This window comes from Bacillus sp. GMa5/1 (assembly GCF_050172015.1).
In the GTDB taxonomy this organism is placed as follows: domain Bacteria; phylum Bacillota; class Bacilli; order Bacillales; family Bacillaceae_G; genus Bacillus_A; species Bacillus_A cereus.
The window spans coordinates 1-3,947 of record NZ_JBNLYC010000279.1; the positions used below are offsets into that span (position 1 = coordinate 1).

Genomic DNA, 3,947 nt, shown 5'->3' on the forward strand with positions numbered 1-3,947 from the left:
AGGATATAGAGATTTTAAAAAAATTATTTCTTTGAATATCAAATTGCACGAAAAAAATAAAGGATTCTGACAATTTATGACTAATAACAGAAATAAGGGGCAACATTTGTAAAATATATTTTTAACTGGGGGTTTTGTATGATTCAAGTTCGAAATCTAGTAAAATCATTCGGTTCACTTGATGTGTTAAAAGGAATTGATTTAGAAGTAAAAGAAAAAGAAGTTGTTGTTTTAATTGGTGCCAGTGGTTCTGGTAAAAGTACATTACTTCGCTGTCTTAACTTTTTAGAAATGTACGATGAAGGCGAAATTCACTTACAAGGTGAGCGAATTGATCCAAAGCATTCAAATTTAAATAAAGTCCGTGAAAATGTCGGTATGGTTTTTCAGCACTTTAACCTCTTTCCTCATATGACCTCACTAGAAAACATCATAGAAGCACCTATTCACGTAAAAAAATTAGAGAAAGCAAATGCAAAGGATATTGGAACTCAACTTCTCCAAAAAGTCGGCCTTCAAGATAAAGCAGATGTAACTCCTCATCTTCTTTCAGGTGGTCAAAAACAGCGCATTGCCATTGCACGAGCTCTTGCAATGAGCCCTAAGATTATGCTATTTGATGAGCCTACCTCAGCTTTAGACCCTGAACTTGTTGGAGAAGTATTGCAAGTTATGAAAGAACTTGCTGAAGAAGGGATGACAATGGTTATTGTTACTCATGAAATGAATTTCGCAAGAGATGTAGCTGATCGCGTCATCTTTATGGATGATGGAAAGATTGTAGAAGATGCTCCGCCAGCACAATTCTTTTCAGCTCCATCACATGAACGGGCAAAACAATTTTTACGCAACGTTTTATAATGTAACTTTTGTTTCGAACGAAAAAGAATACATTCATACGGTGCACAACTAATCATCCAAATAAAATATTTCAATAACATACTAAAAAACCATCCGTATGATCAATATATAGGAGGGGTTTTATGAAAAGAAAACTATTAACCATTGTTGCTAGCATTACACTATGTACATCTTTCATACTAGGAGCTTGTAGCAAAGAAAGCTCTACTACTTCAACAAATGGTGAAAAAGAATTTCGCTATGCGATGAGTGGATTATACAAACCTTTTAACTATAAAGAAAATGACGGCAAACTTGTCGGTTTTGATGTAGAAATCGGTGAAGCTCTTGCTAAAAAGATGAACATGAAGGCTACGCCAGTTACAAACCCATGGGAAACGCTGATTCAAGGTCTTCAAGCGAAGAAATATGATGTAATACTGGGTAGTATGGCAATTACAGAGGAGCGCTTAAAAGCTGTTAGTTTCTCAAATCCGTACTATCGCTCTGGCGCCCAAATTTTTGTAGCTAAAAAGAATAACGCTATCTCTTCTCCAGAAGATTTAAAAGGTAAGAAAATTGGTGTTGTAAAAGCTAGTACCTTTAAAAATCTTGTTGCAAAATATACAGATCAAATCACTGAATATGACAGCGATATTACTGCTCTTATGGATTTAGAGCCTGGGCGTGTTGACGCAGTAATTACGGATCAAATGGTTGGTCTACGTATGATAAAAGAAGGAAAATCAAATATAAAAGAAGCCGGAAAACCATTAAATCTTGATGAAATGGGAATTGCTATTCGCAAAGATGATAAAGAAATGGTTGAGAAAGTAAATAAAGCGTTAGATGAAATCATTAAAGATGGTACGTATGAAAAGATCAGTAAAAAATGGTTCGGGCGTAATATTCTCGGTGAAGAGGAAAAAACGAAGTAAGTTAGCCATTCAAAAGATTCATAAACAGTGCCCCACTGATTAAATGTTCATTTTATGTGGGGCATTTCATTCTCTACTAAAATCTATACAATATGAGGTGAAACGCATGTTTGAAATTTTTATCTCTACCTATCCCACACTCTTAAAAGCTACTATTGTCACATTACAATTAACATTAACCTCCCTAGTACTCGGTTCATTAATTGGATTATTATTTGCTTTCTTTCGGATCTCGAATAACAAAGTTTTAAATAGCATTGCTCATATCTATATTGCTATTATTCGTGGTACACCTTTAATCGTTCAAATCGCAATTCTCTATTTTGGCATTACATCTGTCATTGTTTTCTCCCCTTTTTGGGCAGGAGCAATTGCTTTAGCAATTCATAACGGTGCATATATTACGGAAATTTTCCGAGGATCCATTCAATCCGTCGACCGGGGACAATTGGAAGCCGCTCGCTCCTTAGGTATGCCTTACCCTTTAGCTATGCGCCGGATTATATTACCACAAGCATTTCGTCTGTCTCTTCCTCCTCTAGGAAACCAATTTATTATCGGATTAAAAGACTCTTCACTTGTCGCTTACGTAGGACTGTCCGAGTTATGGGGATCAGGTTTATCAATTGCAGCAGGTAACTTCCAACAATTAGATACTTACATAATCGTTGGTGTATACTATCTCGTACTTGTTCTTCTATTTACTTATTTTGTTAATCTCTTAGAAAAACGACTACAACGAAAAGAAACTAACTCCGTCCAATTCCATAAAAAGAACAAAAAGGAAGTTTCTTTATAAGAAAAAGCAAGCCTGAGATGGCTTGCTTTTTCATTGCAAAAATATATTAATTTTTACTGATTTACTTTTTTAATACTCTTTTCTTCCTCTATATGTTCCTCACGATATGAAATATTATGAGGATCTAGTCCATTTCCTAAAGAACCATAGAAATGCTCTCTATGCGGATCCACTAATTCACTTCCTTGATAATACACACGTGGTGTATTCCATAGCGCTGCCAAAGCTTTTGTCATCGGCATCTCATGATAGCGTTCCGGCCACATTTCTTTAATCTTCTCTTTTACTAACGGATAGTATTTAGAACTCATAGCAGGAAACAGATGATGTTCTGTATGATATGAGAAATTGAAATGTAAAACGTCTACCCAGCGCGGCACTGTTACTGACAAACAGTTTGCTAACGGATCATTTACTGGAACAATTGGATTTAAGCGGTGATTTGTTGCGATATATGCCATTACAATAAAGTTAGCAATTAACAACGGAATGACATATGCAAATAACCATTTTCCAGGTCCCATAATAAACAATAAACTAATCCAAACTGTCCAAGGCAAAAGAAGTTGAAGCCATACAGATTTTTGATTGGATGACTTGAACTCTTTTATAAAATGAAAGAACATTCGAGTCGAATGCAATGTAAATTGAATTGTTAGTGACAGAAAACTAAAGAATGAACGTACATGTAAAGGCATACGATATACCCAACTCAAAAACTTACTCTTCTTAAGTTTCTCAAGTGTCGGCCATGCATCCGGATCATTCTCTTCATGCTGTGTATGAACATGATGCGTTGCATTATGCCACTTTCTCCAAAGCTTTGGCCCTGTTGATAATGGCATAAATGCAATCGCGCCTAAGAAGTCACGAAGCCATGCCTTTCTTACAACAGTTCCATGTAAAATTTCATGCCCTAAAAATCCAAGTGAAGCAAAACATAATCCAAGAACAATCGCAATTCCTAGATTCGCCCACACATTCAATTCAAATACACCAATCGATATTAACCCCGCCAATGCCACAAGCAAATAAGCCAGTCCACCAAATAAACGAGTAGGCACTGGTTTAAATGCTTTTTTCGGCAAATGTGGTGATACACGTGCTGCATACCACCCAAACGTATGAAGCTCCTTCATCCTTTTGCTCCTTTCTTATGCCGCGCCTTGCGCAACTTACATATATCAATTCTTGCTTCCAGATTGATTTTACTAGATGATCCAAAAAGCATCTATTATAAGGAAAATATACTCACTCTATCGTCACTTATTTTTCGCTTTTATTATCAATGAAAAACATTTCTCTTTTTACTCTCTATCAACCTTTCCACATGATGAATCATAACAATAGAATTTCTATATTGTCAACAC

Annotated in this window: 4 protein-coding genes; 3 read left to right on the top strand and 1 reads right to left on the bottom strand. The window is 35.8% G+C overall.

The features are described from left to right. Window positions 1–138: 138 nt before the first annotated feature. From ACQGSG_RS27265 to ACQGSG_RS27275, 3 genes are all read left to right on the top strand, one after another. Window positions 139–861 carry an amino acid ABC transporter ATP-binding protein gene (locus tag ACQGSG_RS27265; RefSeq protein ID WP_000616925.1) on the top strand — a complete coding sequence of 241 codons (723 nt, stop codon included), beginning with the start codon at window positions 139–141 and terminating at the stop codon, window positions 859–861. A gap of 122 nt (window positions 862–983) precedes the next feature. After that, the gene (locus tag ACQGSG_RS27270) at window positions 984–1,778 is read left to right on the top strand and encodes an ABC transporter substrate-binding protein (RefSeq protein ID WP_000823768.1); all 795 of its coding nucleotides are present in this window, start codon (window positions 984–986) and stop codon (window positions 1,776–1,778) included. Window positions 1,779–1,821: 43 nt separating this feature from the next. Beyond that, entirely contained in the window at window positions 1,822–2,577 is a 756-nt protein-coding gene (locus tag ACQGSG_RS27275) for an amino acid ABC transporter permease (protein ID WP_002004337.1), read from the top strand. 53 nt (window positions 2,578–2,630) lie between these two features. Here ACQGSG_RS27275 and ACQGSG_RS27280 read toward each other — a convergent pair whose 3' ends face one another. Continuing rightward, window positions 2,631–3,716 carry a fatty acid desaturase family protein gene (locus ACQGSG_RS27280; RefSeq protein ID WP_000661226.1) on the bottom strand — a complete coding sequence of 362 codons (1,086 nt, stop codon included), beginning with the start codon at window positions 3,714–3,716 and terminating at the stop codon, window positions 2,631–2,633. Window positions 3,717–3,947 lie beyond the last annotated feature (231 nt).

What these genes read in the sequence shown, in the direction of transcription:
- ACQGSG_RS27265 (WP_000616925.1), top strand. Translation starts at nt 139, where the DNA reads ATGATTCAAGTTCGAAATCTAGTAAAATCATTCGGTTCACTTGATGTG.
- ACQGSG_RS27270 (WP_000823768.1), top strand. Translation starts at nt 984, where the DNA reads ATGAAAAGAAAACTATTAACCATTGTTGCTAGCATTACACTATGTACA.
- ACQGSG_RS27275 (WP_002004337.1), top strand. Translation starts at nt 1,822, where the DNA reads ATGTTCATTTTATGTGGGGCATTTCATTCTCTACTAAAATCTATACAA.
- ACQGSG_RS27280 (WP_000661226.1), bottom strand. Translation starts at nt 3,716, where the DNA reads ATGAAGGAGCTTCATACGTTTGGGTGGTATGCAGCACGTGTATCACCA.